Annotated in this window: 25 protein-coding genes and 3 pseudogenes; 11 read left to right on the plus strand and 17 right to left on the minus strand. The window is 65.4% G+C overall.

Annotated features, from left to right (window positions below; translation table 11 throughout):
* Positions 1 to 70: 70 nt before the first annotated feature.
* From ACFQ36_RS01640 to ACFQ36_RS01650, 3 genes and pseudogenes are all read right to left on the minus strand, one after another.
* Positions 71 to 574 carry a hypothetical protein gene (locus ACFQ36_RS01640; protein WP_377009979.1) on the minus strand — a complete coding sequence of 168 codons (504 nt, stop codon included), beginning with the start codon at positions 572 to 574 and terminating at the stop codon, positions 71 to 73.
* Positions 575 to 584: 10 nt separating this feature from the next.
* Positions 585 to 1,088, minus strand: coding sequence for an N-6 DNA methylase (locus ACFQ36_RS01645; RefSeq protein WP_377009928.1), 504 nt, complete (start codon positions 1,086 to 1,088; stop codon positions 585 to 587).
* A gap of 76 nt (positions 1,089 to 1,164) precedes the next feature.
* A pseudogene (locus tag ACFQ36_RS01650) lies at positions 1,165 to 1,272 on the minus strand (N-6 DNA methylase); the annotation flags it as partial.
* A 199-nt stretch (positions 1,273 to 1,471) separates the two neighbouring features.
* On the opposite strand from ACFQ36_RS01650, the gene ACFQ36_RS01655 reads away from it, so the two are divergent.
* From ACFQ36_RS01655 to ACFQ36_RS01700, 10 genes and pseudogenes are all read left to right on the plus strand, one after another.
* The gene (locus tag ACFQ36_RS01655; protein WP_377009930.1) at positions 1,472 to 1,684 is read left to right on the plus strand and encodes a hypothetical protein; all 213 of its coding nucleotides are present in this window, start codon (positions 1,472 to 1,474) and stop codon (positions 1,682 to 1,684) included.
* A gap of 113 nt (positions 1,685 to 1,797) precedes the next feature.
* Positions 1,798 to 2,412 (plus strand): hypothetical protein, encoded by a 615-nt coding sequence (locus ACFQ36_RS01660; protein ID WP_377009932.1) that lies wholly within the window; start codon positions 1,798 to 1,800, stop codon positions 2,410 to 2,412.
* 7 nt (positions 2,413 to 2,419) lie between these two features.
* Entirely contained in the window at positions 2,420 to 2,665 is a 246-nt protein-coding gene (locus ACFQ36_RS01665; RefSeq protein WP_377009934.1) for a hypothetical protein, read from the plus strand.
* A gap of 3 nt (positions 2,666 to 2,668) precedes the next feature.
* The gene (locus ACFQ36_RS01670; RefSeq protein WP_377009937.1) at positions 2,669 to 3,379 is read left to right on the plus strand and encodes a GIY-YIG nuclease family protein; all 711 of its coding nucleotides are present in this window, start codon (positions 2,669 to 2,671) and stop codon (positions 3,377 to 3,379) included.
* 77 nt (positions 3,380 to 3,456) lie between these two features.
* Positions 3,457 to 3,930, plus strand: a complete 474-nt coding sequence (locus tag ACFQ36_RS01675) for a hypothetical protein (protein ID WP_377009939.1) — start codon at positions 3,457 to 3,459, stop codon at positions 3,928 to 3,930.
* A complete protein-coding gene (locus ACFQ36_RS01680; RefSeq protein ID WP_377009941.1) occupies positions 3,920 to 4,696 on the plus strand; it encodes a metallophosphoesterase in 777 nt (258 codons plus the stop codon). The genes ACFQ36_RS01675 and ACFQ36_RS01680 overlap by 11 nt, the downstream gene beginning before the upstream one ends.
* Before the next feature lie 900 nt (positions 4,697 to 5,596).
* Positions 5,597 to 6,049, plus strand: coding sequence for a hypothetical protein (locus ACFQ36_RS01685; protein ID WP_377009943.1), 453 nt, complete (start codon positions 5,597 to 5,599; stop codon positions 6,047 to 6,049).
* 568 nt (positions 6,050 to 6,617) lie between these two features.
* Positions 6,618 to 7,247 (plus strand): Panacea domain-containing protein, encoded by a 630-nt coding sequence (locus ACFQ36_RS01690; RefSeq protein WP_377009946.1) that lies wholly within the window; start codon positions 6,618 to 6,620, stop codon positions 7,245 to 7,247.
* A 9-nt stretch (positions 7,248 to 7,256) separates the two neighbouring features.
* The gene (locus ACFQ36_RS01695; protein WP_377009948.1) at positions 7,257 to 7,820 is read left to right on the plus strand and encodes a hypothetical protein; all 564 of its coding nucleotides are present in this window, start codon (positions 7,257 to 7,259) and stop codon (positions 7,818 to 7,820) included.
* Positions 7,821 to 7,857: 37 nt separating this feature from the next.
* Positions 7,858 to 8,160, plus strand: a pseudogene (locus ACFQ36_RS01700) (HAD family hydrolase); the annotation flags it as partial.
* 568 nt (positions 8,161 to 8,728) lie between these two features.
* Here the strand turns inward: ACFQ36_RS01700 and ACFQ36_RS01705 are convergent.
* From ACFQ36_RS01705 to ACFQ36_RS01755, 11 genes are read right to left on the minus strand one after another with little or no spacing between them, the layout of a single operon-like run.
* Complete coding sequence (locus ACFQ36_RS01705; protein WP_377009950.1) at positions 8,729 to 9,661, minus strand: intradiol ring-cleavage dioxygenase; 933 nt, start codon at positions 9,659 to 9,661, stop codon at positions 8,729 to 8,731.
* Between the two features lie 8 nt (positions 9,662 to 9,669).
* Complete coding sequence (locus tag ACFQ36_RS01710) at positions 9,670 to 10,608, minus strand: sugar phosphate isomerase/epimerase family protein (RefSeq protein ID WP_377009952.1); 939 nt, start codon at positions 10,606 to 10,608, stop codon at positions 9,670 to 9,672.
* Between the two features lie 30 nt (positions 10,609 to 10,638).
* Entirely contained in the window at positions 10,639 to 11,712 is a 1,074-nt protein-coding gene (locus tag ACFQ36_RS01715) for a zinc-binding dehydrogenase (protein WP_377009954.1), read from the minus strand.
* A gap of 19 nt (positions 11,713 to 11,731) precedes the next feature.
* Positions 11,732 to 12,814 (minus strand): maleylacetate reductase, encoded by a 1,083-nt coding sequence (locus ACFQ36_RS01720; protein ID WP_377009956.1) that lies wholly within the window; start codon positions 12,812 to 12,814, stop codon positions 11,732 to 11,734.
* Positions 12,811 to 13,248, minus strand: a complete 438-nt coding sequence (locus ACFQ36_RS01725) for a nuclear transport factor 2 family protein (RefSeq protein WP_377009958.1) — start codon at positions 13,246 to 13,248, stop codon at positions 12,811 to 12,813. The genes ACFQ36_RS01720 and ACFQ36_RS01725 overlap by 4 nt, the downstream gene beginning before the upstream one ends.
* 37 nt (positions 13,249 to 13,285) lie before the next feature.
* Entirely contained in the window at positions 13,286 to 14,086 is an 801-nt protein-coding gene (locus tag ACFQ36_RS01730) for an SDR family NAD(P)-dependent oxidoreductase (RefSeq protein WP_377009959.1), read from the minus strand.
* 28 nt (positions 14,087 to 14,114) lie between these two features.
* Positions 14,115 to 14,939 carry an SDR family NAD(P)-dependent oxidoreductase gene (locus ACFQ36_RS01735; protein ID WP_377009961.1) on the minus strand — a complete coding sequence of 275 codons (825 nt, stop codon included), beginning with the start codon at positions 14,937 to 14,939 and terminating at the stop codon, positions 14,115 to 14,117.
* Between the two features lie 13 nt (positions 14,940 to 14,952).
* On the minus strand, positions 14,953 to 15,963 hold the full coding sequence (locus ACFQ36_RS01740; RefSeq protein WP_377009963.1) for a sugar ABC transporter substrate-binding protein: 1,011 nt from the start codon (positions 15,961 to 15,963) through the stop codon (positions 14,953 to 14,955).
* A 13-nt stretch (positions 15,964 to 15,976) separates the two neighbouring features.
* Positions 15,977 to 16,957 carry an ABC transporter permease gene (locus ACFQ36_RS01745; protein ID WP_377009965.1) on the minus strand — a complete coding sequence of 327 codons (981 nt, stop codon included), beginning with the start codon at positions 16,955 to 16,957 and terminating at the stop codon, positions 15,977 to 15,979.
* 4 nt (positions 16,958 to 16,961) lie between these two features.
* Positions 16,962 to 17,975, minus strand: coding sequence for an ABC transporter permease (locus tag ACFQ36_RS01750; RefSeq protein WP_377009967.1), 1,014 nt, complete (start codon positions 17,973 to 17,975; stop codon positions 16,962 to 16,964).
* Positions 17,972 to 19,462: a sugar ABC transporter ATP-binding protein gene (locus tag ACFQ36_RS01755; RefSeq protein WP_377009969.1), complete on the minus strand. Its 1,491-nt coding sequence runs from the start codon at positions 19,460 to 19,462 to the stop codon at positions 17,972 to 17,974. Before ACFQ36_RS01755 ends, ACFQ36_RS01750 begins: the two co-directional genes overlap by 4 nt.
* Before the next feature lie 212 nt (positions 19,463 to 19,674).
* Between ACFQ36_RS01755 and ACFQ36_RS01760 the strand changes: the two genes are divergently transcribed.
* Positions 19,675 to 20,430, plus strand: coding sequence for a helix-turn-helix domain-containing protein (locus ACFQ36_RS01760; RefSeq protein WP_377009982.1), 756 nt, complete (start codon positions 19,675 to 19,677; stop codon positions 20,428 to 20,430).
* 331 nt (positions 20,431 to 20,761) lie between these two features.
* Here ACFQ36_RS01760 and ACFQ36_RS01765 read toward each other — a convergent pair whose 3' ends face one another.
* The 3 genes and pseudogenes from ACFQ36_RS01765 to ACFQ36_RS01775 form a co-directional block, all read right to left on the minus strand.
* Entirely contained in the window at positions 20,762 to 21,226 is a 465-nt protein-coding gene (locus ACFQ36_RS01765) for a MarR family winged helix-turn-helix transcriptional regulator (protein ID WP_377009971.1), read from the minus strand.
* A 27-nt stretch (positions 21,227 to 21,253) separates the two neighbouring features.
* Positions 21,254 to 22,312, minus strand: coding sequence for an alkene reductase (locus ACFQ36_RS01770; RefSeq protein WP_377009972.1), 1,059 nt, complete (start codon positions 22,310 to 22,312; stop codon positions 21,254 to 21,256).
* Positions 22,313 to 22,523: 211 nt separating this feature from the next.
* Positions 22,524 to 23,163 (minus strand): annotated as a pseudogene (locus tag ACFQ36_RS01775) (MFS transporter); the annotation flags it as partial.

Here is a 23,163-nt window from a genome sequence, read left to right on the forward strand (position 1 = left end):
ACCTTCGCGGGCTCATGGAAGGAGTTAGGCACTTTTCTTCTCCCTCGACGGCACGCACTACAAAATCACTCTAATGGAAACCCATGCAGTAGAGCTGCCAAACCGGGGCGCTGACCAGGTCAACGATGCGCTGCTGCTCGTCCAGCGGCGGCAAGTTGATGGGAATGGATTGAAATGCCGCGACAAAGAGTGTTTTCCGCCTGAGCACAGTTCCGGTGCATCGCTCCGACATGGCCTCATGAAACTCAGGGAAAGTTGTCATCAGGGACATGAATTCGGGCAAGATGCGGTTCGCATCAAACCGAAAGACTGGGAAGGCCTGCGGCGTCACGAATGTCCCGGCGAATTCCGGACCCACGACTGCAGACGGCGCTTCGAAGGCGGTTATAGTCCGGTAGACGAGGTTGCCCTCTTCCAACTGCATAAGCTTGCTGAATTGCATGCTGTCGCCCCGGACTGGCTCACGGCGAACAAAACCCCATCCGCTTCGTTGGACTCCGACAACAGCGTATTCAGCCTCAGGGCTGACCGGAGTATAGTCGGTCCGCTTTGTCAGCAAGTCTCCGAGGAGCACTCTCTCCCAGTTAAAAGTCAAAGCCGGCCGCCTTCAGCTTGTCGGCCAGGAGGGCCTCGGCCACGCTCAGCCGTTCGCAGGCTTCCTGGTAGGCAATGAGGGTTTCTTCGACGTTGGCTTCGGCTACGGTCTCGTTCCTGACGTAGCGGCCGATGTTCGGGTCGTACCCGTTGTTCTCGATCTCGGCCAGGTCCACCAGACACAGGCTGAGGCCGTCTTCACCGTCGATGTCCACGCCCTGCCTGTAGGCGGCGTCGATGACCTCGATGTCCTCCTCGGACATGGTGTTCTGGTTCTTGCCGGGCACGAAGCGCTTGGACGCATCGATGAACAGCACCTTGTTGTCCCGCCCGGCCGGCTTGTGCTTGCGGAAGATCAGCAGCGCCACCGGGATGGACGTGGAGTAGAACAGGTTGTTCGGCAGGCCGATGACGGCTTCGAGCAGGTTCTTGCGAACCAGGCACTCCCGGATCGCGCCCTCCTTGCCGCCGCGGAACAGGACGCCGTGGGGCATGACGACCCCGCCCGGTGTCCTCCTTCATGGAGGCGATCATGTGCTGGATCCAGGCGTAGTCGCCGTTCTTGGCCGGCGAGACGTCGCAGACGACGCGGCCGTAGGGGTCGTTGGCCCAGGTGTCGGAGCCCCAGTTCTGCAGGCTGAAGGGCGGATTGGCGATCACGACATCGAACTTCTGCACGCCGCCGCCGTCGATCAGTTTCGGTTCGTGGAAGGCAAGTTATCCGGACTTTAGTGCGCGAAGTCTCGACTCTCCCAACCAATATCTGCTGGTGGTGGCTCCGCATGTGCCATGACTTACTCAGGTGGGGCTACCGCTTCATTGAGAAGATCTCCCGGCCTGACGCTAAGCACCTCGGCGATCCCGACACGAGGCCGAGGTGGCCCGCGACGCAGCCCGCCTCGAGGAAACATTGGCCACGCTGCGCCGGCTGCTGGAGATTGCCCACCGGATGGGGCTGGCGGATCGGGACGCGTTGGGCTGGGTCGCGGACCCGTCGGGCTACTTCGGCGGGAAAACCGGCCTGGACTATCTGGGTGACCCGGAGAAGCTGCTGGACGTGGCGGAGCAGGCGTGGGGCGTGGAATGGTGACACCCCCGGAACGGACCGGAGACAGCGTGCCACAGCCGGCTGAACAAATAGCCCGACAGCCTGTCGGACTATTCGCGTCCCGGGAAACGGCATCAACTGGAAAAGGACCGGCTATGGTTCAACCCGGCGCTGAGCAGCTGGCACGGATCCTGCGCGCGGGCCGGGAGATCGCCTTCGACCGGGTCTGGCTCGTCGCAGGCCCCCCAACAGGGCGCTTTGTCGGGCCGGTGGATCTGTACCTGATCGTGCGCGCCAACCCTGGGTGGACCGTGTCGGCGAACACGCTGCGCTGGTTCCGGGAGGCCGTGGAGCGGATCGTGCCCGACATCAGGATAGGGGTCGACTGTGTTGAGGACCTCGACGGGTTGGGCGATCCGGAAGACCTCCAGATCCTGCTCCACATGGTGGAACTGACCGACCGCCTTACCGACCGCGACGAGGGCTTCTGGCAGGTGACCACCGCATCGGGCACCGTCTACCTCCTAAACCTGACGCCGGGGCGGCGCACCCTGACCCGCCTGCCCGCCCGGGACCAGGCCACGGCAGACTACGCCCGGATCCCCGTGGCCGATCTGAGGAGGGATGGGGAAACCCTGCCCCTGCTGTCCATCGGGCGGCTGCAGCTCGGCCACCCCGGGACCTTGGTCATTGACGTGCGACGGGACGGCATACCCACCCTGCGCAACACCACCCCGGTGGTTGCGATCGTACGGCTCGAGGACGGCTGAGGCGCCCATGGAACTGACCGCCTGGGTGCGGAGACCCGGGGACTGGCGGGCCGTGGAGGTACCGGAAGTCCCCGGCCTGGTCACCCGGGCGCGCCATGTCTACGAGGTGGTCGACGCAGTCGCCGCAGCATACAAACGGCTGACCGGCACCCTGCCGAAACCCTTCCTCGTCGGCCTGGAGGTGGACTACGGCAGTTCATGGCTGCACCGGCCGCCGGGGCCGGTGCAGAGCAAGTGGAAGGAAATGTGGTGAGCCATGGAACAGACTGACGGCGCCGGCGAAGGGCCCTTTGGATACCAACACGAGGGCAGGCGGCTCACGCCGACCATCATGGCAGACCTTGCCAGGAACCTCGTGCAGGAGCCGGTGTTCCGGCGCTCCGCGCTCGGAAAACTACGGGACTACCATCTGGCCAAGGGCGGGGCGCCCACCGAGACGGACATCCGGACCCTGATCAAGAAGGCCGTGATCATCCTGGCGCACAGGGGACTGCTGGAGCCGGCGGGCAAACCCGGCTGGTGGCGCTGGCGGGCCGGTGTCAGCATCCTGGCCGGGCCGCAGCCTAGCCCTGGTGTCCTCGCGGGCGGGGAACTTGAGGTGGCACAGGAAGGAACCAGCGAGGGCCAAGGGTCCGGATGCGTCTACGTCTACTATTTCCCCAGCTACAAGGATCTGGCCCTCCGCAAGCAGGAAGCGCGATGGCCGGTGAAAGTCGGCATGACTTCCACCGGAAATTCCTGCATCCGCGTGTTCAACCAGCAGGGCACCGCCATGCCCGAGGCTCCGGTGGTCGCCTACATACGCCTAACGGACACACCCCGCAAACTGGAACAGGGCCTGCACGCCATCCTCCACTGCCGGGGCCAGCAGCTGGTTGACGCCCCGGGGGCCGAATGGTTCCTCTCCAGCCCCGACGAAATCAAGCAGATCGTGGACTGGGTATTTGGCCCCGATCTCCGGCGCTGAGCTTCGCTTCACGATTCCTGCCGGCCGGAAGGCCATTTCGTGCTCACCTATCTTAGACCGCCGTTAGGATCACAGCCATGACCGCTGACCCATTTGCCGCCCTTCCCGGCGGCCGCGACCCGGACCGGATCCCTCTCCTCCTCGAGCTCCTCGGCCGCGAATGGGCCCGGCACCCGGACGAGCGGTTCTTCCAGCAGGTCTCGAACCTGACCTTCAGGCTGGGGCTCCCAAGGGATTCCTGGAATGTCGAAGACGACCGCTTGGGCCGCCTGCTGGCCGCCCGCCTCGGGGACGCCGGGGAAGACTGGGAGGCCGCCAGCCGGCAGGGCTCCGGCCGGGACGCCACCGGATACCTGCTCTCCTCGCCAGCCAACGCGGGCCGCCTGAAGGGCGGCACCCGGCAGGTCGAGGACGGATACCGACTCCACGAGGAGGACCGAAGACTGGCCGACCTCGTCCGGAAGTACGTTGGGTCGGAGGGGAGCCGGACGCTGGAGGAGCTGGCCGCCGATTCGGGCATCGATCTGAATGGCCTCAGTGATGACCGGTAAGCCCTTCGTAATGGCCGGCGACTGGCACGGGGATACGGTGTGGGCCACCCACATCATCAGGCAGGCGGCCAAGGCCGGCGCGGAGCGAATCTTCCACGTCGGGGACCTGGCCGTGCTGTGGCCGGGCCGGGACAAGTACAAATTCGACCGGCGCATCGAGCAGCGGCTCGTCGAAAACGGGATAGATCTGGTCTTCGTCGACGGGAATCACGACAACCACACCGAGCTTCGGGCACTGCCCGTACAGGAGGACGGCCTAGCGCGCGTCCGACCCCATATCCTGTACCTGCCCCGCGGTGCCCGCACCGACTACGAGGGCCTGACCGTCGGCGGCCTGGGCGGGGCGTTCTCCGTGGATTACGAATGGCGGCGGCCGGGCCGTGACTGGTGGCCCGGTATCGAGCAGGTCCAGCCCGACGACGTGGCCAAGCTCGTGGCCCACGGGAGGGTGAACATCCTGCTGACACACGACGTCCCGGCCGCAGTGCCCATGACAATGGGGCTGAAGCTGTCAGCCGAGATTGAAGCACAGGCCCGGGTATCCCGGCTGCTGCTCCAGGAGGCCGTCGACGCACTCAAGCCGGCACATGTCTTCTCCGGCCACTGGCACCAGCGGAAAACCTCAACCATCGCGCATCAGGATGGCTCAGCGACCCGGGTGGACGTCCTTGACATGAACATCTCCTGGGGCAACGCCGTACTGGTGTGGACGGGGCAGCCTGCGCTGAAAATCGAGCCGCTGGTTCCCGAACCCGAGGAAAGCTGACTCGGGGATGGACCCGGCAGCAAACATCCTGCGGGGCTACACGACCCGTCTTTCACCCCTCGAAGGGCGCTATGCACCGAAGCCGTCAATGGAGATCGCGTTGCTGGGCAGGATCCGTTCCGGCGGGGTTGGTGACCTGCATGTACCCGGTGCCCGATACGGCGCCCAGCCCGGACCCGACCGCGAAGCTGCTTCCTGGCGCTCCCGCCTCCGCTGTACCCTCGACGAACGGCCGGGCAGACCGGCCCGCGGCAAGTCATCGGCCTAGCCGAGGAGGATCAGGGTGGAAGCTCAAGATCAGAGGCCCCCTGGACGGCCTCCGGCGGAGCAACTGGCCTCGGAACTGGCCGTTCACCTAGCCGGGACTGCCGGGGTGATCCGCACGGCGCTGCCGTGGCTGGACCGGCTGCCGCCGGCCGACCAAGCCTGGCTGGTCGGTTTGGTCGTCCTGGCCGCCGAGACCGGCGACACCGCCGGCCTCGTTGAGTCCATTACCATCTGGCAGGACACACTGGCCGGACCGCCGGACGGTGCCCATCCCGGGCAGCGTGATCAGCTGCCCGGACCCGGCGGGACCGGCGAGGTCCCTCGCTTGACCGCCGCAGGTCTATTTGCGCGCATCAGGTCAGAGCTGGGCGGCCGTGGGCCGGGCCCGGAGGACCTTGAAGCTTTCTGCCGGGAGCTTCTGGAGGCATTCACGCCGGAGGCAGCCTGGGAATGGGTGCGGGGTAACAATGCGCGTCTTGGGGGGCCGGCCGATCGATGTGCTGGCCGTGGCCGGCACGGAACCGGTCCGGGACGCCATCCAGGCCCACATCCAGGGCGCCTTCGACTAGAGGCTGTCCCGGGCAGGCCGGATGAGCCGTGGCGATCGGGCAGGTATCGGACTAAGGAGCAGGCGTGACAGATAATCCACTTGAAGGGCTCCCGGAGCGTGACAGGAAGCGCATCGACCTGCTCCTGGCCCTCGTCGCCCAGGACTGGAAACGCACCGGGCACGACCAGCGCTTCTTCCAGTACGCCGCCAACCTGGCCCACTCGCTGGGGGCAGGGGAGGATCCCTTCATGGCCGAAGACGACGCGGTGATCGAGGCCCTGCTGGCCCGGGCCGGACACGGCCGGGAACAGGACGGGCAGGACGCCACGGACTACCTGCTCTCCGGCCCGGCCAATGCCCGGCGCCTGGAGGAGAGTATTCGCCGACTCGAACGCAAACGGTCCACGGAGGCGGCCCAGCAACGGCGGATCAGGATCGCCGCTGCCCGCCTCAGATGCACCACCGACTCCCGTCTTGGCCGGAAAACACCCCAATGGGTCATCGACCTCGCCCAGGAGGACCTGTGGGAGACCTAAGGAACACCGAATGTGTCGCTGGCCGGGCGCCCATGTCCCCGGACGCCCGGCCGCCCGCCGGGAGATTCGCGGCGTGAGGCGGGACGAGCAGGAGTTCTGGGACCGATATTCCGGTATCCGCGGCGACGCCGCCCGGCCCGCCGGGTAACCTGCAGCCGGCGGACCCCGGCCCGGCACGGAAGCACTTGACGCCGGGGATGTCGCCCGACGGCTGTCCCTGGACGTTGGTGTGACGGTCGTCGGCATGGCGTTCGGGCCAGTGGAAGCGCACCATGTCGTCTTGCCAGGCAACAACCTTGCCGTACCTCGTGGAGCCATCGGGGAAGGAGGGCCGGACGTACGGCTCCCGGCTGTAGGTAGGCCGATAGACGTGGGCAGGAACCGGGGTAAAAGGCACACGGTCCCGGTAATCGAGCGTTTCAGGCATAGCAGTTCTGAGCACTCGCTCCGGATGCCAGAGCACGGCATTATTTCCGCGCCGCACGCCGGCGTGTGTAGACTCTGTGCACAGGCGTGTGGATAATCGCGTTGGCGAATGTCGCTGACTTGTAGTACTGGGGGACGAAGCATGGACGCTTTTGATGTTGCGGCGACATTGTTGTCCCGCGCCAACGGCAACCGCTTAAGCGCACTCAAGCTGCAGAAACTCACCTTCTACAGCTTTGGGTGGTTTGCCCACCTGACGGGCGAACGCCTCTTCAAGGAGAATTTCTTCGCCTTGCCGAAGGGCCCCATCGTCTCCGAGCTGTACTCAGCCCATTCAGGGCAGGATCACGTCACACTGGAAGGTCTGCAGGACAACCTGCAGCGGAGCCTTCAGGTCCAGGAAGACTACGCAGCAGAAGTGATTGACGCCGTCTTCGAAACGTATGGCCGCTACAATCAGTACGACCTCGTGGAAATGACGCACCTCGAGCAGCCATGGCGTCAGGCTTGGCATGCGCCAGGGCGGCGAGGTAAGAGCGCGCCCCTCCCGTCCGACCACATCGTCGACTTTTTCCTCAAGAAGTCCGACACCCGGTACGCCCTTCCAGACAGGACGGTCGAGGTTGGCATCAAGGCCCAGCTTCCGAGCCGCCGATTCACGCAGGTTTCGTGGAGTGGACTGCAGGTGATGATGCACCAGCCCATGGAGGTCCCGGAAAGCCTCGGGGAGAGGGCTGCAGCTGCCCGTCGCCGACTTCGCATTTCCGCCTGACAGCCTGGCATGGGTGTTTCGGAGATGGGCCCCCTTTCGCTTGCCCGGCTGGGGGAGGAGCACGACGTCAGCAGGTTCGACTGCGCCAGGAGCCCTGAGCTCAACGATTGGTTGAAGACCAGGGCCCTGACGAACCAACAGCGCAATTTGTCCAGGGTCTATGTGCTGGCCTGCCCTGAGCAGATCGTCCGCGCTTACTTCACCCTGTCGAGCTTCGTCGTCAGCGTGGGGCAGGTTCGCTCCAGGGACCGGGGGGTCATGACCCAGAACGGCTGTGCCGCTCAGCTCCTCGGACGTTTCGCGCGGTGCGATTCCATCAAGGGTGTAGATGCAGGGCTGGCGTTGATGGACTTAGCGTTCGACAAGTACCTCGAAGTCGTCGAGCGGACCACCAGCCCCTTCCTGTGCCTGGACGCCAAGAACGATCGTTTGGTGCGGTACTACCAAGAGAACTTCGGCTTTCGTCCGTCGCCCGCGGGAGCGTCGGAGGACGGCTCAACCTTCATGTACATGAAGACCAGCGCAATTCAGACTTACGTCCAGTCACGGCAGGCCAACGAATCGGTCGCGTAGATCACGCAAGCGCCCCGCCCGGCAACGAGCTGTCGCGCACGCCGTCGTCGGGGCCTTGCCCGCCGGCTCCTTCGACGTGATCATCGCTGACGAGGACGTCACGAATCCCAAACCCGATCCTGAGCCCTACCTCACCGCAGCGAATCGTCTTAACGTCGATCCGTTCCGATGCATCGCCATCGAGGACTCCCAGAACGGCACCCTGTCCGCACAAAGTGCGGGGTGCTTCGTCGTGGCCGTCACTTCCCACGCCACCATCGGAGAGGCACCTCGACGGATCATCTTGGACTCTCTCCGCGGCACCTCGGTGCAGCAGTTTCCGCAGATGGGTTTCCGGTGACTTAGTAAAGGCGGTTCTTGGCAGCCTCTAGATGCGGGTCTCCGTCAGCGAGTACCCGTCCGCTGAGCCTCAACTACCACTTCGCCTCGGTGAGAGGGAAGAGGCATCGGATTGCGTTCACTGCTCCGCCGAACAACTCCTGCACGGACGTCAGTGGTCTGCGCATCCGTGCAAAGGCGGCAAGCAGGGGATAAAAGGCGTTACATGACAACTCGGCAGGGGCGGGGCTTGGGACCATGTCGGTTACGCCATGGCATCGCGAGCTGGGACCGAAAGACCCATCACTGCGGGCGTCAGCGGACTCTCAGCGCCCCACCCCGGTAGATTTCGGGACAGCTGAAGCCGGCCTTCAAGCCGTGTTAAAACTACCGACCCAGGGAGTCAATAAAACCCGTGGGCTTGGAGTGTGCTCCAGGCTCACGGGATTAGGGGGTTGCCGACGAAAATATCGCTGATTATCGCCGACGACAGAGGCACGGGCCACCTGGCACCGGGCACCGTATCTTCGCAGCCCGCCGCGGACCGGACGGCCTCCACGCGGAAGGCCGTCCGGTGTGTTGGAACCGGTCTATCCGGCGGCGGGGACCAGCACGATGTCGAAGCGGGTCCGTGACCAGGTCCGGTCGCCAAGTTCCCTTCCATCGGGGGTGGGGGTGCCGGCGGGCTGCTGTACGAAGTCCTTGATGAGGGATTCCTTGACGCCGAAAACGGTGTCGTACTTCAGCAGTTCGTCGCCTCGCACGAAGATGTGCGTGACGAGCGTCCGATGACCTGGGGCGCTGACCATGAAGTGCAGGTGCGAGGCGCGCATGGGGGAGCGTCCGACCGCTTCCAGCATCTGTCCGACAGGTCCGTCGTGGGGGATCGGGTACGGCGTGGGCGTCAGGCCCCAGAAACGGTAGTTTCCCTGCGCGTCGGCGAACAGGTGTGCCCGGCCCGAGACGCGCTGGTCCGTGTACTGCACGTCGTAGAACCCGTCCTCGTCGGCCTCCCAGACCTCGATGCGCGCACCGGGGAGGGGGTTGCCGTCGGTGTCCTTGACACTGCCCTCGACCCAGCAGGGCTGGCCGGGCGCGGCTCCGGCTATGTCGCCGCCGTTCTCGATCAGCGGGGCGTCCTCGACGAAGAAGGGCCCGAAGACGGTGGCCTCGGTCGCATCGCCGATCTTTTCGTTGTTCACCGCGATGGTTTGCATGGATGCGCCGAAGACGTCGGAAAGCAGGATGAACTCCTGCCGCTTGTCGTCGGTGATGTGGCCGACGGCGGTGAGGAACTCGATCGCCGTGTTCCATTCCGCTTCGGTCAGGCGGACCTCGCGGATGAAGGAGTGAATGTGCCGGGTCAGTGACTGCATGATCTGCTTCAGCCGCGGATCCTGGCAGTTTTCGAAGGAGTGGAGCACGTTCCGGATCAGCTGTTCCTCGACGGCTTGCTGCGCCTCGGAGGTGTTCTGTGCACCGGGGATGATCCCGGTTTCGACGGTAGGCGTCTGTTCGGTCATGGTCTTTCCTAGTTCTGCATCGAGGTGCCGGAGACTGTGCGTTCCTCGGCGATGAGCCGCTCGGCGGCGTCGAGGCTTGCCGCTGCCGCGGCGTAGGCGCGGGTCACGGCGGTTTCCAGCGGCAGCCGGCGGTGGGACTCGGCGAGGATTTCCACGCCCCAGTGGCCCCGCCAGCCTGCCTCGTACATGGCCTTGATGAACCCTGCGGTGTCCATTTCCCCTTCGCCGGGGTAGAGGCGCTCGTTGATGGTGTCTTCCCAGAGGCTGCCGGTCACCTCGGCGCGGGCGTCGTCGATCTCCACGACGAAGACCTTGTCCATGGGCAGGATGCCGGCCAGGTCTGCGTAGCTGGTCCCGCCGCGGTAGGTGTGCCAGGTGTCTACGGTCAGGCCGCCATAGGGGTTGTTGACCTCCGTGACGAACTTGGCTCCGATTTCGATGGTTTTGAGGTTGTTCATCGGCATGGGCTCAAGGGCAACCCGGGTGCCCGCGTTGCCGGCCTGGGTGGCCAGTGCGTCGAACTCCTCGTGGAAGGCGGCGGCGTCGACCGGGGCGGGTTCCCCGCTGATGGCCAGTTCGGCGCCGATCTTGATGGTCTTGACGCCCAGTACGCCTGCGGTCTCCAGAAGGATCCCGCGCCAGCGGTCGGATTCGGCCCGGACGGTGCCGGTCTTCCACCAGTCGGCCAGGAATTCCATCTCCACGTGGACAATGCCGTTGTCATCCAGCAGCTGCTTGAGGCCCTTGAGGCCGATGGTTGCTTCGATCTGCGGCAGGTCGGCGTGGATCAGGCCCACGCCCTTCCAGCCGGCCCGGGCCACGGCTTCGACGCGGGTGCGGATGTCGATCGGGCTCGTTTCGTCGCCGCGCAGGGGGGCGGCGTCCCCGGCCCAGGTCCAGCAGGAGGCGAGCAGGTCGCGGTTTTCGATGATGGTGTTCTCGCTCATGGGGGTGTCCCTTCAAGTTGGTTCGGATGTCTATTTCGCGGCGTTGGAGCCGGAGGCAGCTGTGGGGGAGAGCATGACTTTGATTTCGGCATCAGAGTCCTGCGCGCATCGGATGGCTTCCTCCGCGGCGGCGAATGGGTGGATGGAGGAAACGATGGCGCCCAGATTGATCTTGGCGCGTTCGACGTAACGGATGGCCGCGGGCCAGACATCTACCGGGGCACCGGTGGAACTGGTGACCGTGAGGTTCCGTTCCTGGAGCAGCCCGAGCCGGGCCGGGGCCGGTTTGGGTTTGGAGACGCCCATCAGGAGTACCCGCCCATTGTGGTCGGCGCTCTCCAGCGCGGCGGCCTGGGCAGCCGGGTTGCCGGAGGCTTCGATGACGACGTCGGCGAATCCGTGTCCGACGGCGTCGGCCGCCGCGGTGTTGATGTCCGCGATGTCGAGGGGATTGAACGCGGCGTCGGCGCCGATTTCCAACGCGGCCTGCCGGCGGCGTGCGCTGGGATCGAAGACCACGGTCGTCGCCCCGGCCGTGACGGCCTGTACGAGCGCGGCCAGACCGATGGCGCCCAGGCCGTGGATGTGGATTGTGTCCGCTGCACTGATGCCCCCGAGCTTCTTCACGCCGGTGAGGACGCAGGCGAAGGGTTCGATCATTGCCGCGGTGAGCATGTCGACGCTGTCAGGAACCGGGAAGCACATGGCCGCCGGCACGTGGAACAGTTCGGCCGCCGCGCCGTCGTGGGTGACGCCGAACCAGTCGTTGCCGCCCAGATGCCCGTGACCCAAGACCCTGTCGCCGACGCTGAACCCGGTCACGGATTCGCCGACCTGTTCGATTACGCCGGACCATTCGTGGCCCATGACGTGCGGATAATTGATCAGGAAGGTCTCCGGCATCCGTCCGTGCAGGATTTCCAGGTCGGTGCCGCAGATCCCGATGTAGGCGGGGCGCACGAGCAGGGCGAGCGGCGGCAGGGGTCCGAGGACGGCCGTGCCCACCCTGGCATGGATGGAGGAGTCGGCGTCTTGCTCGACTATGACGGCGCTTACCCGGGTGTGGGCCGTTTCGGTCGTTTCGTCCGGTGCAGGGTGGAGCATGGTGTGCCTTTCGGGAGGATCAAGCGGGTCGGCCGGGGCCGGCGCCGTCGAGGTCTGCGCCGTTGAGCGCCTTGGTGAGCAGGTCGCGGATGCCTTCCTCGGTCACTTCGCGCGGATTCGCGTAGGGGTTCTTGGTGGCGATGGCAACGGCCTTTTCGATGTCTGCCTCTTCCAGGCCCAGTTCCCGCAGCGAGCCCGGTGCCCCGAGCTTCAGGCTCAGTTCCCGCAGGTAGGCCGCGGGATTTTCTGCGCCGGTGGCACGGCGCAACGCAGCCAGGGCCTGGGGTGCGTGTTCCTGGTTGTACGCCAAGGCATACGGCAGGACAACGGTGTGGGTTTCGGCGTGGGGAAGGTTGAAGGTGCCGCCGAGGGTGTGGCAGAGCTTGTGATGCAACGACATCGTGGTGGCACCGAGGGTCGCGCCGCAAAGCCACGCCCCGTACAGTGCGTCGGCACGGGCGTCCTTATCGGCGGGGTCCGCGACGACGCGCGGGAGGGCATCGACGAGTGCCCGGGCGCCCTCTTCGGCCATCAGCGCGGTAATCGGGGATCCGTCCGGGGCGTAGAGGCCCTCGACGGCGTGGGCGATGGCGTTGAAGCCGCTGGTGACCGACATGCCCACGGGCAGGGTCAGGGTCAGTTCGGGATCATAGATCACGCTGGTGGGCAGGACTTTGGGGTCCCGGCCGGTCTTCTTTTCCCCATTGGCGGTCAGTCCCCAGACCGGTGTCATTTCGGAGCCTGCGTACGTGGTGGGTACGGCGATGATCGGCATCCCGAACTCGAGCGCGATGGCCTTGCCCAGCCCGGTGGTCGAACCTCCGCCGACGGCGACGTACCCATCGGCGCCGGCAGCCTTGGCCACCTCACGGGCCTTGTGCGCCGATTCGATCGGCACGTGCATCTCAGCCTCGGCGTGCACGCCGGCGCTGAGCCCGCCCAGCTGTTCGGACACCTGCTCGGCGAGCTCCTTTTGGAAGGGGGTGGCCAGGACCAGCACGCGCTTGAGGCCCAGGGCCCGTACCTCATCCGGGAGGGAGGCCAGCCTGCCGGCTCCGAAGCTCACGCGCATCGGCAGGGATTGGTAGTGGAAATCCTTCATTTCTTGACCATGCTTTCTTTGTTTTCCTTCTTCGCCGGCTGCTGTCCGGACTGGGTGGTGCCTGGCCGGGGACTGGGCTGGTAGGCGAGGAACTTCCAGGTCCCGCCTTCGCGTGTCCACACTGCAAGCGAGCCGTTGTCCAGCCGCGTGGGCCGGCCGTTGACCTGCAGATCGGCCTCCATACGGCCCACGACCAGAGCGGTGTCCCCCACGAGGATGACCTCTTCGACCGGGTGGTTGATCCGCTGGTAGTCGTAGACACCGGCACGGCATTGTTCGACGTAGCTTTCCAGGGTGTCGCGCAGGCCGTTGGAATGGGTGTAGCTCAGCCGCGGGTGGCAGAGCCGGGCGAAGGCGTCGAAGTCCTTGGCAAGTACTGCGTTGAAGCGTTCGTCTTCCAACTCCAGGATTCGTGCGATGTCTGGATCGGCCATGGGAGGTGTCTCCTTGTTCGTGCTGGCTCGGGGATGCTCAGATGATGCTGCGGATGCTGCCGCCGTCGACTCCCCAGACGGACCCGGTGACGAAACTGGTCGCCGGGCTGCACAGGAAGACGATGACCTTGGCGACTTCTTCGGGTTGTCCAAGGCGCTCGAGCGGCAGCTGCCGCTGCTTCATTTCGTGGGCGACGGCAGCTTCCGGTTCCATCCCGTAGGCCGCGGCCATGGTTTCGGCGAATCCTCCCGGCTTGGTCCAGAACGGCGTCCAGATTGGCCCGGGAGTCACGGCGTTGACCCGGATGAGGGGTCCCTCGGCGCGGGCCAGCGACTTGGTCAACGCCAGCACGGCCGCCTTGCTGGCCGAGTAATCCACCGGCATGGCTTCGGGCTGCCGGGCCAGGTCCGACGCATTGTTGATGATCACCGGGGCAGCAGACTCGCGTAGCGCCGGAAGTGCCGCGCGGATGGAGCGGACATAGCTCATGAAGTTCAGGTCCAGCGTCTTCTGCCAGTCTTCGTCGGTCAGATCCGCGAATTCCCGTACGGCGCCGGCCCCGACGTTGTTGATGAGCAGGTCGAGACCGCCCAGCCCTTCGATGGCCTCCGTGACCTTGGCGGTGGTGTCGTCGGCGCGGCTGAAGTCCGCGACGGTGGTCACCACGGTGCCGGGCCCTCCGGCTGCGTCAACGCTCAGCTGCTTGAGCAGACCCTCGTCAATGTCCAGCGCGGCGACGGTGCAGCCCTCCGCGACGAGTTCGAGCGCGGTAGCCCGGCCGATGCCGCTGCCGGCGCCGGTGATGAGGGCCTTCTTGCCATTGAGGGAAAGTTCCATGATGTGTCCTTCCGGGGTTGTGGATGGGTCAGGAAGCCGGGAGCGCAACGGGTGCAGGGGCGGCCGTGGAGCCTTCCCCACCGGTGCGGAAGTCGAATCCGGTGGTCAGGCCCCCGTCGGCGACAAGCGTAGTGCCGAAGACCGCGGAAGCCTGGCTGCTCAGCAGGAACATCGCGGCGTTGGCGACCTCGTCCGCACCGGTAATCCGTCCCTTGGGCTGGCGGGCTTCACGCGTCGCGAGGAACTTCTGCGGGTCCTCCGCTGAGGCCAAGTGCCGGTTGAACAGTCCTGCCCGCATCGGGCCCGGTGCGAGCAGGTTGATGTTGATGCCGTGGCGGGCATAGTCCAGGGAGATGGTGCGTACCGCACCGCTCAGTGCCGCCTTGGAGGATGCGTAGGACGCCAGCTGCTGTTCGCCGAAGTCGGCGTCGATGCTGCTCACCACCACCACGCTTGCGTGCCGCGCGGCCTTGAGCTGTGGCAGCAGGGTCTTGAGGCCGAGCACGTTTCCCAGCACATTGATTTCCCAGGTGCGGCGCCAGGAGTCCATGCTCTCGTTCTCCAGCAAATCCACGGACAGGACGGCCGCCGAGCCGATGTAGCCCAGGGATGCCCCGCCTCCGTTGGTCGCCGCAGCCTCGGCGACGCGGTCCCAGAGGGCCTGCTCGGTCACGCTTCCGGCCAGGTGCGTGTAGAGCGGATGTCCCGTCAGGTCGGCTTCGGGCGTGGCCAGATCGACTCCGATCACACGGCTTCCGGCCTCGAGCAGGGACTTGGCGCATTCCATGCCGAGTCCGCTGGCGGCGCCGGTCACAACCACGCAGTCGGGCAGATCAATGGTCCAGGTGCTCATGGATTCCTCCTTATTACTTTCCGACCGCGGCGTCGCACTCGGAAAGGTTCTCTTTGGTGATGCCGCGGGGAACCAGGAAGTTGTCCTTCTTCACCGGCTTGTGTTCCAGGATGTTGATGACGGTCTTCGCGGCCAGGCTTCCGTCTTCGATGGGGCTCTGCAGGACGGTGGCGTACTGGTCGCCTGCACTGATGTTCGTGTAGCCCTCGATCGAGCAGTTATGTCCAACCATGACCATTTTCTTGGCGTCGATGCCGGCACGGTCCGCGGCAACCAGGGCGCCGGCGAGCATGTTGTCCGCTTCCGAATACATGCCCTTCAGATCCTTGCCGCCGTACTGGGTAAACAGCGCCGCGCTGGCCGATGTCGACGTGGTCTGGTCCCAGTTGCCAGGCTGCGTGCCGATGACTTTGATTCCGGGAGCCTTCTGCGCCAGCGTGTCCTCGAACCCCTTGAGCCGGTCGATGGACGGGGGAGTGCCCAGCGGGCCCAGCAGGGCGACAATGTTGCCGCTGTCTCCGTAGCCTTTCGCCTTGAATCCCTCGATCATGGCCAGTGCGGCCTGCTCGCCGTTGGCCAGGTCGTTCGGCCCGGTGTAGGCGGTCCAGAGGCTCTTGTCCTTCGTCTGGGGGTAGGAATTAGCCACGACGACCGGGATGTCCGCACGCTTCAGCCGCACGAGCGAGGGAATGATGGCCGTTGCATCGGCAGGCCAGACGACGACGGCGTCGGGGTCGGTGCTGATGACCTGGTTGACCTGCTGGGCCTGTTCGGCAGCGTTGAAGTTGTTCACGATAACGGTCAGGTCCAGGCCGGCCTCGGCGGCGATCCGCTTGAATTCCTCCGTGTGCTTCGCGCAGTAGTCGCAGCTTTGGGCCACGGTCAGGAGGGTGACTTTCTTTCCCTGGGTTCCGGTGCCCGTTTCGGTGCCCTGTCCTGCGGACGGGTTGCCGCAGGATGCCAGCGCCAGTGACACGACCAGCGATGCGGTCACGGCAAGAGCCTTGATGGGTGACTTTTTCATGGTGGGCTGCCTCCTAGGCGGCGGGTTGGCTGGCAGGGGCCGGACGTTCCAATGAACGCTGTGCAAGGCGGTTCAGCGGTCCGTCGAAGATAACGATGGTCAGCAGGAGCCCGCCGTTGACCAGCTGGATGACGGCCGTGCTCGTGCCCTGCAGGCTCATGCCGTTGCCGACAATCGCCAGCAGCAGGGCTCCGGCGACCACACCGCCGATCTGCCCCTTGCCGCCGCTGAGCGCCACGCCGCCGATAATCGCCGCCGTGACCACCTGAAGCAGGAAGGTCAGGACGTCACCGGGGGAACCTGCGGCCAGGGACAGGCCCTGGAGCGATCCGGCAATGCCGGCAAAGAGTGCGGACAGAACAAAAACCATGATTAGGGTCCGTCCCACCGGCAGACCGGAGGCAGCGGCCCTGGCCGAATCGCTGCCGGTGGCGCGGATGACTACGCCGTGCCAGGTCCTGGCCATCAGCCACACAGCCCCGGCGACCAGAAGCAGCATAAACAATGCCCGGGGCGAGAGCAGGCCGAGGATACCCTCATCCAGCCAGAGCCCGAACTCGTAGTTGGTGAGCGTAACCACCTTGCCGCCCGTGACGGCGAACCCGAGCCCGATGGTCAGCACCAGCGTACCGACCGTGATCGCCAGCGAGGGCACTGCGAACCTCACTGTCAGCCAGCCGTTGAGCAGGCCCACGACGGCGGCCGTGAGGATGGCCGCGGCAATTCCGACGGGGATCCCGGCAGCCTCGGAGACCCGGACCGCGACGAGTCCGGCCAGCGGCATGAGCCCGGCAATCGACAGGTCGAATTCCCCGGCAATCATCACGATGGCCAGACCGACGGCCACGAGGGCCAGCGGGGCAAACGTCTGCAGCAGTGCGTACAGGTTGCCGAGGTTGGTGAACCCCGGGACGGTCACCGCGAAGGCTGCGAAGGCCACTGCGGCCAACGCGCAGGCCAGCAGGGTTCGGAAGTTCCAGTAGAGCTTGATCATTGTCCTAGCGCTTTCTGCCAGACTGGCGGTTGGTCGCGATACCGGTTCCAACGACGGCCAGTAGCACGAGCACCCCCTTGAAGATGAGTTGGATTTCGTAGCTGAACCCCAGCAGGATCAGGGAATTGCCGAGCAGTCCGACAAGTACCGCTCCCACGGCTGCCCCCAGAGGGTTGCCGAGTCCGCCCTTGATGCTGATGCCGCCGACGACGACGGCGGTGATCGCATCGAAGCCGAAGGTCGCGCCGAGCTGCAGGTTGCCCTGGCCGGCCTCCGATGCGAGCAGCCCGCCGGCCAGTCCAGCCAGCGTCCCCGAGACGACGAAGGCGAGCAGGACCAAGGGCCAGGACCGCTGGCCGGACACCAGGGCGGCTTTTTCGTTCAGGCCGACCAGAGTGACCTTGCGGCCGATGACGGTGTATCGGTGGCACCACCAAGCGATGGCGGCCACGAGGAAGAAAATGAAGACCTGGAAGGGGACGACGCCGAACAGGGACTGCCGGAACACCCCCGCGTCGCCTTGGCTGGCGATGTTCAGACCTCCGGTGAAGATCTGGGCCAGACCCGTGAGCACCGCAGCGGCCGCGATGGTCGTCACGATCGGGTCGGTGCCGAGTTTCCCGACCAGGAAACCCTGCGCCGCCCCGGTGGCTGCGCCGAACAGTACCGCCGCGATGATGGCGGTCCAGGCGCCGTATTGAAGCGTCGAGGCGAACACGATGGTGGATACGGCGATCACGGCGCTGACCGAGAGGGAGAACATCTTGCCGACGATCGTGATGATGCTCAGGCCGATGGCGGCGATGCCCACCAGCGCCACGGACAGGAAGAGTGCCCGCAGGTTCTGCAAGGTGGCGAAGCCCGGGATCGCGGCCGTGGAAACGAGGAAGAGGACCAGGGTGACAAGCCCGATGACGACCGAACCGTCCGTCAATGACGCTTTCAGTCTCTGGGATGCCGCGTGCCGGCTGCTTTGCTGCACCGGGGGTGCGGATGCGGTGGCGGCTTGGGTGTTCATGCTGCTGCTCCATGAAGGATCTCGGCCAGAATCTGGGAGTCCTGGACCTGGGCGATGGGCTGGTTGTTGACGACTCGGCCGCGGAACATGGTGATGACGCGGTCGGCGAGCTCGCGCAGTTCGACGATGTCGCTGGAGTAGACGACGACTGCTACGTTCGCGGAGGCCAGCTTGCGCAAGGCCCGGTAGATTTCGGAGCGCGCCCCGATGTCGACGCCGCGGGTCGGCTCGTTGAGTACCAGGACGGAAGGCTTGGTCGCCAGTGCCCGGCCGATCGCGATCTTCTGCTGGTTACCGCCGCTGAGGGAACCGACCGGGATGTTGATGCGGTTGGCATCGAAGGCGACTTCCTCGGAGATCCTGCTAGCCAGCCTGGATTCGTCACCCCGGCGGATGACTCCCATCCGGCTCACGTCAGCCAGGGCACCGGAGCTGATGTTTCGGGCCACGGATCCGCTGAGGAAGACGCCCTCCAGCACCCGGTCGGCCGAGACGTAGGCGATGCCGTGCTTCTGCGATCTGGGACGGTTCATGTGCGGCAGTTGGTTGCCGTCGAGCGTGACGGTGCCGGAGGTGATGGGAGCGAGCCCGACCAGCGTACGGACGACTTCGTCCGCACCGGAGCCGATCTGCCCGAACAGGGCGACGACCTCGCCCGCCTCGGCGGTGAAGCTGACATCGGAGAAACGGTTGCCGGAGCCGATGCCGGAAACGGTCAGTACACGCCGTATGCCGGCCTCCGGAACATCGGTGATCGGCACTGCCACGCCGCCCTGGTGCTCCTCGCCGAGCATCAGGGTAACCATCGAGTCCATGGTGAAATCGCCGACCGGTCCGTTTGCCACGACCTGCCCGGAACGCATGATGGTGATCCGGTCCGCGAGGGTGAAGACTTCGCCGAGCCGATGCGTGATGTACACGATCGCGTGTCCCTTGGCTGTCAGGGAACGAACCACTTCATGGACCCGCGCGATCTCAATGTCCGACAGGGTCGCAGTAGGTTCGTCCAGAATAAGGACCTTGGCATCGGCCACAAGACCGCGGGCGATCTCAAGCAGCTGGCGCTTCGCCAACGGCAGCGCCTCCACCGGCATGTCCAAATCCACGTCCTGCAGTCCGGCGGCGTCAAGTGCCACGCGGATCCGCTCCTCCATCTGACGGCGGCGGAGGATGGTTCCACCCTGCCTGCGCATGCTTAACGCCATGTTGTCCAGGACCGAAAGCTCGGGAACCACGGAGAGCTCCTGGAAGACCATCGCCACGTCAAGCTGATCGGAGCCCTCTTCGCCCGAGACCGCACCGGCATCGGCCTGCACCACATTAGCGATGATCTTGACCAAGGTGCTTTTTCCCGCGCCGTTCTCGCCCAGGAGGGCGTGCACTTCGCCGGCATGGAAGTCGACGGAAACATTGTCCAGCGCCCGCGCGCCGCCAAATCGCTTGGAGACCCCGGTCACTGAAAGCAACACAGCCGGGCTGTTGGTCATGAGAACCTCTTTCATCGATGTGATGTAGATCTATGTAAAGTGATGAGCAACACGTCTGTCAAGTAATGGGTTACAAACAGGCTATGCGCGTTAATCGGGATTAAAGTTCGCCGCTCCTGCATATAAGCTGTACTGGACAGTGGAAGTTGGCCGGGCTAGCCTTCAGCTCTTTTCGCGGATGGCCTCCGCTTACACGCATCGAGGAGCGATTGATGTCGAGTACAGGAAATGACCCGGCGCTGCTGGACCTCGGCCGCCCTCAACTGGGGGAGCGGCTGCGGCAGGCCCGGACGGATGCCAAGATGTCCCTGCGCGAGATGGCCCGCCGGGTAGGCGTGTCCGCCAGTTTCATCTCCCAGGTGGAGCTGGGGCGCGCCACGCCCTCCATCGGAACGCTGTACTCGATCGTGTCCGAACTTGGCCTGTCACTGGACTCCATGATGGCCGGAACAGATGCGGCCATGTCGGATCCGGTAGTCCCGGTTCCGGTTCTTCAGGAGGCAGTGCCTTCGCCTGCAGCCGTCCGCCGCGGAGAGGGTTTGCCTGGATTTCAGGCAGCCGCCGATCGACCTGAAATCAAGGTTGGCGGAGTCCGCTGGGAAAGGCTCACGAGCCAGGACGATCCACTCACCGAATTTCTTCGAGTCACCTACACCGCCGGCAGCGAATCATGCAGTCCTGACAACCTGATGCGGCATGCAGGATGGGAATATCTGCATGTGCTGTCCGGAAAACTGAACGTCCAGGTTGCCTTCAACGCCCAGACCCTGGAAGCGGGTGACAGCCTCAATTTCGATTCGACGGCCCCGCACCGGCTGAGCAATCCCTACCCGGAAGACTGCGTCGCCATCTGGGTGGTCATCGGTCGGCACGGATTTGCGCACCCCCTTGATCTTGTCGCACAGCATGCGGACAGGAGCGCGCCGGCGGTGGCTTCCCTGGATGAGAGCCATCTCCCCGGCTCCTGAAATTAAGTTCTGACAGCCCTGCCAAACCAGGGATCCTTACCCCGTCTGAAGTTTCCTGTCGCTGTAGACCTCGCTGCACAGACGACGGACCTACGGCTGCAAGAGCGGAAGTGTTCCCGCCCGATCAGATGCCCACGAATGCGGGCAGCACAGTGCTCCTGGGCCAGAGCCTCTTCCGCTGCATCGGCGCCGACCCCCGGCCGCGCACTGCCGGGTTCGTGGGAGCAGAGTCGCCTGCATGGAAACCGGATTTATTGTCGGACGCTGGGTGAAGCCCGGGATGCCGATTCTTTCTGTGCACGGCATTGGCAAGATGCAGGCTGGGGCCGGGTCATTCCTGATCCGATCCGGCCGGCGCCGGAGTCCTGAAGAGGTCTACGAGGGGAACGAGTTCGGGCAGGCCCTCCGCCTGGGACAAGGCCTCCAACAGCGCGCTGTCGTGGATCGGCCGCGCCCGGGCCAGCAGCTCCAGCCCTGCTTCGGTCAGCTCGGTGTAGATCCCGCGGCGATCGTCCACACAGAGGAAGCGGGTGAGCAGGCCCCGGCCTTCGAGCCTGTTCACCAAACGGGTGGTAGCGCTCTGGGACATGGCCGTGGCCCGGGAGAGCTGATGCATGCGCATATGGTGCACCCCGCGCTGCCGGCTGAGTACTTCCAGGACGATGTACTCGGAGACTGAGACTCCCGCGCCGTCTTGGAGCGCAGCCTCCAAGGAGCGCTCCACTAATGAGTGAAACGAGGCTACGCGCAGCCACCCTTGGGCACGGACCTCTACCGCATCATCCTTGAATCCCATAGCTGCGCCTTTCGCCGGACATCTGGGCTACCGGGAAGCCAGGGCCGGGTAGTCGGTGTAGCCAAGGGCACCTTCGGCATAGAAGGTTTCCGGCATGGGCGTGTTGAGTTCGGCCCGGACGGAGAGTCTTTCTGCCAGGTCAGGATTGGCGATGTACAGCCGGCCGAAGCCGACGGCATCTGCGGAACCGGTCAGGAGCAGGCGCTGCGCATCCGCGAGGTCCATTTCCTCATTGGCAATGACCGGACCTCCGAACAGCTCCCTCATTCTTGCCAGCTGGCTGTCCGCAGCCTCGATTTCGCGTATGAACAGGAAGGCAAGATCGCGGCTGCCCAGTTGTTCGGCCACATGGCCGAAAAGCGCCTGGGCGTTGCTGTCACCCATGTCGTGTTCCTCGCCGCGGGGCCGCAGATGGACCCCGACCCGCCCCGGCCCCCAGACCGATGTCACGGCATCTGTGATCTCCATGAGGAAACGCGCGCGGTTTTCCACGCTTCCTCCGTAACGGTCCTTGCGGCGGTTGGTGGAGTCCTGGAGGAACTGGTCGATCAGGTAACCGTTGGCTGCATGGATTTCGACACCGTCGAATCCCGCCTGCCGGGCGTTTTCGGCCCCGCGTCGGAAGTCCTCGACGATTCCCGGGATCTCGTCGGTCTCCAGGGGGCGCGGTGTCACGTATTCACGATAGGGGCGTACCTGGCGCACCCTGCCGGCCGGCTTGACCGCGCTGGGGGCGACTGGCAGCGCGCCGTCAAAATACACCGGGTCCGAGACTCTTCCGACATGCCACAACTGGAGGAAGATCCGTCCGCCGGCCGCATGGACCGCCTCGGTCACTCTTGCCCAGCCGTCCACTTGGGCGCTGTTCCAGATTCCGGGCGTATTCGGATAGCCGATGCCTTGCTCGCTCACGACGGTCGCCTCGCTGATGATCAGCCCGGCCCCGGCCCGCTGGGCGTAATACTCGGCCATGAGGGCATTCGGCACCCGGTCTGCTCCGGACCTGCACCGCGTCAGCGGCGACATGATCACCCGATTGGGCAGCGTCAGTTCTCCGAGGTCCAGGGGATCGAACAGGTCCGCCAAAAGTATCTCCTTCGACTGGGTTCCGGCCGGAAGCCATTTCCATGCACACGCTGGTTATTTCCTGCGCCTCCTATTTTATAGGCGGTCCAAGGGGCTAAAGCAAGCTGCAGCATTTGGCGCAACTGCGGCAGGTCAGGGGTCCGCACTCGTCCGGACGGAGGGATTTACGGCAGGGAACGGCCCAGCGGGGACACCGATCTGCTGCACGGGCCTACCGCCGTTCGGCCAGCCGCGCGGCCGTCAGCCCGCCGGCGGCGAACACCAGGGTGGCGGTGAGGACCAGGACCAGGGGAGCGGTCCAGCCGCCGGTGGTGGTGTGGATCCATCCGGCCAGCGGCGGGGCGGCGGTGGCGGCGAGGTAGCCGCCGCCCTGGATGCGGGCCGAGGCGGACGCGGCCTGTGCGTCGCTGCGGGCGATGCGCGGGACGATGGAGAAAATCGCGGTGAAGCCGCCGCCCTGGGCGATTCCGCCGACGATCGCCCACAGCACGTAGGCCCCGGGCGCGGCCAGCAGCCCGATTGGCAGTACGGCCCAGCAGGCGGCGATGACCGCCATCGGTACCCAGATCCGGGCACGTGAGGCCAGCAGCGGCACCCCGAAAGCGCCGATGAGGGCCGCGATCTGGAACAGGGATGCCGCGGCACCGGACGCGCCCGGGCCCAGCCCGCGGGTGTCGGACAGCAGCAGCGGCAGCCACGCGGTGGTGGCATAGTAGGCGGCGGACTGTCCGCAGAATGTCAGGACCAGCAGGACGGTGATCCGCCGGTTGCGGGCATGCCCCGCCGCCGTGGCGGCTGCGGCGCCGGGACCGTCCGAGGTGCGCAGGGCCTGCGCGGTCCGGGGCGCCGCC

Source organism: Arthrobacter sp. GCM10027362, from assembly GCF_042679445.1.
GTDB lineage: Bacteria > Actinomycetota > Actinomycetes > Actinomycetales > Micrococcaceae > Crystallibacter.